We start from the raw sequence: 4,752 nt of genomic DNA on the forward strand, positions 1-4,752 counted from the left end.
CGCAGGCTCACCGCCTCGCCGAGCACCGGCCCGGCCAGCATCGCCGTCGCCAGCGGCTGCAGGCTGCCGACGAGGGCCGCGATCCCCGCGGGCAGGCCGCGATGGATCGCCCAGAACACGCCGACGATGTAGCAGCCCTGCATCAGCACGCCCGCGACCATCGCGTCGCGCCATCCCGCGCGGGTCCGCGGCCAGCGGGCGCGAAGCGCGAGGGCGATCGCGCCGAGCACCAGGGCCACGCCGATCACCCGCAACGCCACGAAGGGCAGCGGCTGGGCATGGGGGGCCACGAACCGGGCCGCGATGAAGCCGGTCGCCCAGATCAGGACGAACAGGCTCGGGATCAGGACGTTTGCGAGGAGGGCGGGCATGGTGCCGCGCAGGCAGCACGCGCCGTCCGCGCTGACAACTGAAAAAGCCGGGGCGCCCCCGCCCCGGGACAGGGGGCGCCCCGCCGTTGCCCGAAGGCTTCACCCCGGCACCGAACGCCGCCCCCCGGCCCTCGACGCGTTGACGGGGACGGGAACGCGATCACGTATCCCAAAAAACGCATCCTCCATCGGGTAGCATCGCCGCACGTGACACACGCTTTGACGGAAGGATCTCGGCGATCACCGCGCATCCCCTCGCCCCGCACGCGGGGAGAGGCCCGCACGGACCTCGTCGTCCGTGCGGGAAGCGCAGGCGAAGCCGGAGCGGCGGTGAGGGGGCGGCCCCGAAGGAGCCTCCTCCGTCGACGCCCCCTCACCATCGGCTGCCGCCTCGCTTTGCCGACGACGTGGTCGGCAAAGCCCTCTCCCCGCGTGCGGGGAGAGGGGAGGGCGGCATGAAACCCCTCCGCACCGCCCTCGAGGTCGCGGGCATCGCCGCGCAGCGCTTCGTCTCCCATGACGGCTGGGCGATCGCGAGCCACATCGCGCTGTCGATCCTGACCTCGCTGTTCCCGTTCCTGATCCTGCTCGCGGCGCTCGCGGGGCTGCTCGGCACCAAGTCCCTGGCCGACGAGGCCGGCCTGCTGATCTTCGACGCGTGGCCGCGGGAGGTCGCCAAGCCGATCGTCGGCGAGGTCCACAGGGTGCTCACCGAGCAGCGCGGCGGGGTGCTGACGGTCGGCGCGCTGCTGGCGCTGTACTTCTCGTCCTCCGGCGTCGAGAGCCTGCGGGTGGGCCTGAACCGCGCCTACGGCCTGCGCGAGATGCGGCCGTGGTGGCTGACCCGGCTCGAATCGATCGGCTACGTCGTCTGCGGCGCCTGCGCGATGCTGGCCTTCGCGCTGCTGGTGGTGCTCGGCCCGCTGATCTGGCGCAACGTCGTTCTCGTCGCGCCGGGGCTCGAGCCCCTGGGCCTCACCGTCGCGATCGCGCGGATCGGCATCACCGCGCTGCTGCTCGCCGCGGTGCTGATCATCGCCCACAAGTTCGTCGCCGCCGGCCGGCGCTCGTTCCTGGCGGTGCTGCCGGGCATCGGCGTGACGCTGCTGCTGTGGTTCTTCGCCGGGCTCGGCTTCGGGTTCTACCTCGACCGCTTCTCGAACGCCTACGCCTCGACCTACGGCGGCCTCGCCACCGCGATGGTGTTCCTGGTGTTCCTGTACTGGCTCGCGGCGATGTTCCTGTTCGGCGGCGAGATCAACGGCACCGTGATCGCGGCCAAGCGCAGCCGGCTGCGGGCGCGGATGCACGCGCGCCAGGCGCGCCCGCCGGTTGCCTAGGACGAGACGCTTTGCCGGGAACCGAGTCCGCCTCGGGCTGTTGTCCCCAGGACTCCATGTGATCCGAAACCTCATCCGGCCAGCTTCCCCGAAACGGGAGGCGGGCCGTTTTCTTTTGGCCGCTCGCGCCGGCGTCAGCCGACGAGGTCGTCGAGCGTGACCGCGAGGGCGTCCGCGATCCTCCGAAGGGTCTCCACGGTGCCGTCGCGCTTGCCGGTCTCGATCTGCGAGAGGAACGGTTGGGCGATGCCGGCCTGCGCCGCGAGCGCCGCCATCGTGAGCCCGCGATGCTCGCGCCAGACCCGGATGCGGTTGTCGCCGCCGAGCAGCCGGTCCACGACCTCGGCGGGGATCAGCTCCTCCTCGCCGGTCGCAAGCTTCAGGCGGAACTGCGCGACGGCGGCCTGGTCGGCCGCGTCCTCGGCGGCCTGGGTCAGCGCGGTGTAGTCGGCCTCGCTCAGGATCACGAGTCGCTCGCCGGCCGGTGTCGTGAAGCGATGCGCGTTCATGGCAACGTCCTTCTTGGTCGGGCGCGATGGCGCGGGCATCGTGGGGATCGACCGCTCAATCGTGGGCACTTGCCCGGGGCGTCACCTTGATGATCGCGACGATCTCGCCGTCTTCGGTGAACAGGACGACCTCAGGCCGCCAGAGCCAGCACCGCTTCGCCCTCGTCCGCCTCGGCGGCCATGAACTGCGCCCGGGCGAGCTCGGCGAAGCGGCCGTTCTGCGCGACAAGGCCGTCGAAGGTGCCGCTCTCGACGATGCGGCCCTCGTGGAAGACCAGGATGCGGTCGGCGTTGCGGATCGTCGCGAGGCGGTGGGCGATGACGAAGGTGGTGCGGCCTTCCATCACGGCTTCCAGCGCGCCCTGCAGGCGGCGCTCGGTGGCGGCGTCGAGCGCGCTCGTCGCCTCGTCGAGGATCAGGATCGGCGGGTTCTTCAGGATCGCCCGGGCGATCGAGAGGCGCTGGCGCTCGCCGCCCGAGAGCGAGCGGCCGCGCTCGCCGATCACCGTGTCGAGGCCGTCGGGCTGGCGCGCCATGAAGGCGGAGGCCTGGGCGCGCTCCAGGGCGTCGAGCATCTCGGCATCGGTGGCGTCCGGGCGGCCGACCTGGAGGTTCTCGCGGATCGAGCGGGCGAACAGCATCGGCTCCTGGAACACCACGCCGATGTTGTGGCGCAGCGACGACACCGCGACGTCGCGGATGTCCATCCCGTCGATGCGGATCGCGCCGGCGCCCGGGTCGAAGCTGCGGTGCAGCAGGCCCAGCGTCGTCGACTTGCCCGAGCCGGTGGTGCCGACGAGCGCGATGGTCTCGCCGGCGCGGGCCGCGAACGACACCCCGTCGAGCGCCTTGCGGCGGCCGTCGTAGGAGAAGCCGACGCCCTCGAACTCGACCTCGCCGGCGAAGCGGGCGACCTGAACCGCGTGCGAGCGGTCGCGGACGGCCGGCACCGTGTCGAAGATCGTGAAGAACTCGGCGATCTTCGGCGCCTGCTGGAACAGGCCGTTGACGAAGCCGACCACGTGGTCGAGGCGCGTCACCAGGGCGGTGGCGAGGCTCATGAAGGCGACGACCTCGCCGACCGAGGTCTGGCCGGCCTGGTAGAGCATGATGCCGGTGACGAACACCGCGGTCATGGTGATGGTGGCCGACGCGCGGGTCGCGACGTTGGCCAGCGCCCACCACGACAGCACCGGGATCTGCGCGGCGAGCAGGTTGCCGATGATGTCGCGCATCGCGTCCTTCTCGGCCTTGGCGCGGGTGAAGGACTGGATCACGGCGACGTTGCCGAGCGCGTCGGAGGCGTGCGCGGCCAGGCCCGAATTGTAGAACTCGACCTCGCCCTGCAGCGTCTCGGTGCGGCGCATGACGAAGGTGGTCAGCGCGGTGAAGACCAGCACCAGCACGAGCAGGATCGAGCCGAGCTGCCAGTTCACGAACAGCGTCATCGGCAGCAGCACGCCGAGCGAGACCAGGGCCGCGAAGTGGTCGCGGAAGAAGCCGAGCCACAGGGCCGACATGCCGTTGGTGCCCTCCAGCATCGCCTTCAGCACGCGGCCGGAATGGTTCGCCGAGTGGAAGGCGAGCGGCAGGTCGAGGACGTGCTCGAAGTAGTTCGCCATGGTGGAGAGGCGGTTGCGGTGGGCCAGCCGGTCGGCGTGGAGCGCGATGGCGACGCCCGCCGCAATGGTGAAGAAGCCGAATGCGACCCAGGCCGCGATCAGCGGCAGCATGGTCTGCAGGCCGTTGCCGCCGCGCTTGAGGTGGGTCAGCCCGTCGATGATGCGGCCCATGATCAGGGGTTCGGCGAAGGCCGCCACCGCCAGCGCGACGTTGGCGAACCCGAGGCCGATGGCGAGCCGCTTGTCGTTGCCCAGAAGGCTCAGAACGCGCGCGTACAGACGAAACAGCGACATGTCAGCTCCGAACACCGACCTCAGGCGCGCCCCGTGTTGCCCGGGCCCAGCGCGCTCTTCCCCCTCGAACCCGTTCCGCGGCTGCGGTCCGGGTCTTCCTTCTTCCGTCGCGCTCCGTCCGATCGCCGGAACGGTGAATTCGGGAATCCCGAGCTCCGGGCTCCCAAACGCTTGGCGCGACGGGACTTATGCCAGGGGCTGGCTGAACGGCGCCTGACGGATCCGCCGCGCTGCGGGGAGGCCTTTACGGTTCGTTCAGCAAGATTTCCTAACCTCGTCCCCGAGGGCTCCACAAGCGCGCGATGCGCGCAGGCGCGCGAATTTCTCGCATCGCGCGTCGTGCACGGGGATCTCGCGACCGCGACGTTCGGGCCGGCCGCGCCACAGGCCCCCGGGCCACATGATCGGGCGCCGACGGCGCCGGCCGGAACCTCGCGCGCCGACGCTGCGCCGGATGCCCGACCGCATCGCGGATCACGGGGATCGAGCCCGATCGAGGATGCGCCGACGGAAGAAGGAAGACCCGGACCGCAGCCGCGGAACGGGTTCGAGGGGGAAGAGCGCGCTGGGCCCGGGCAACACGGGGCGCGCCTGAGGTCGGTGTTCGGAGCTGACA

4 protein-coding genes are annotated in these 4,752 nt (G+C 71.1%); 1 reads left to right on the plus strand and 3 read right to left on the minus strand.

Annotated features, from left to right (window positions below):
* A partial coding sequence (locus tag FV230_RS24765) for a DMT family transporter (protein ID WP_147844289.1) occupies positions 1 to 371 on the minus strand: 371 nt, incomplete at its 3' end.
* A gap of 455 nt (positions 372 to 826) precedes the next feature.
* Between FV230_RS24765 and FV230_RS24770 the strand changes: the two genes are divergently transcribed.
* The gene (locus tag FV230_RS24770) at positions 827 to 1,711 is read left to right on the plus strand and encodes a YihY/virulence factor BrkB family protein (protein WP_147844290.1); all 885 of its coding nucleotides are present in this window, start codon (positions 827 to 829) and stop codon (positions 1,709 to 1,711) included.
* Between the two features lie 134 nt (positions 1,712 to 1,845).
* Here the strand turns inward: FV230_RS24770 and FV230_RS24775 are convergent, their stop codons facing one another.
* The gene (locus tag FV230_RS24775) at positions 1,846 to 2,220 is read right to left on the minus strand and encodes a helix-turn-helix transcriptional regulator (RefSeq protein WP_147844291.1); all 375 of its coding nucleotides are present in this window, start codon (positions 2,218 to 2,220) and stop codon (positions 1,846 to 1,848) included.
* 131 nt (positions 2,221 to 2,351) lie between these two features.
* On the minus strand, positions 2,352 to 4,136 hold the full coding sequence (locus FV230_RS24780) for a glucan ABC transporter ATP-binding protein/ permease (RefSeq protein WP_147728370.1): 1,785 nt from the start codon (positions 4,134 to 4,136) through the stop codon (positions 2,352 to 2,354).
* Positions 4,137 to 4,752: the final 616 nt, after the last annotated feature.

Origin of the sequence: Methylobacterium sp. WL6 (assembly GCF_008040095.1) — a bacterium.
In the GTDB taxonomy this organism is placed as follows: domain Bacteria; phylum Pseudomonadota; class Alphaproteobacteria; order Rhizobiales; family Beijerinckiaceae; genus Methylobacterium.

Excerpts from the sequence above, each read along its gene's own strand:
- FV230_RS24770 (WP_147844290.1), top strand. The coding sequence starts at position 827 with ATGAAACCCCTCCGCACCGCCCTCGAGGTCGCGGGCATCGCCGCGCAG.
- FV230_RS24775 (WP_147844291.1), bottom strand. The coding sequence starts at position 2,220 with ATGAACGCGCATCGCTTCACGACACCGGCCGGCGAGCGACTCGTGATC.
- FV230_RS24780 (WP_147728370.1), bottom strand. The coding sequence starts at position 4,136 with ATGTCGCTGTTTCGTCTGTACGCGCGCGTTCTGAGCCTTCTGGGCAAC.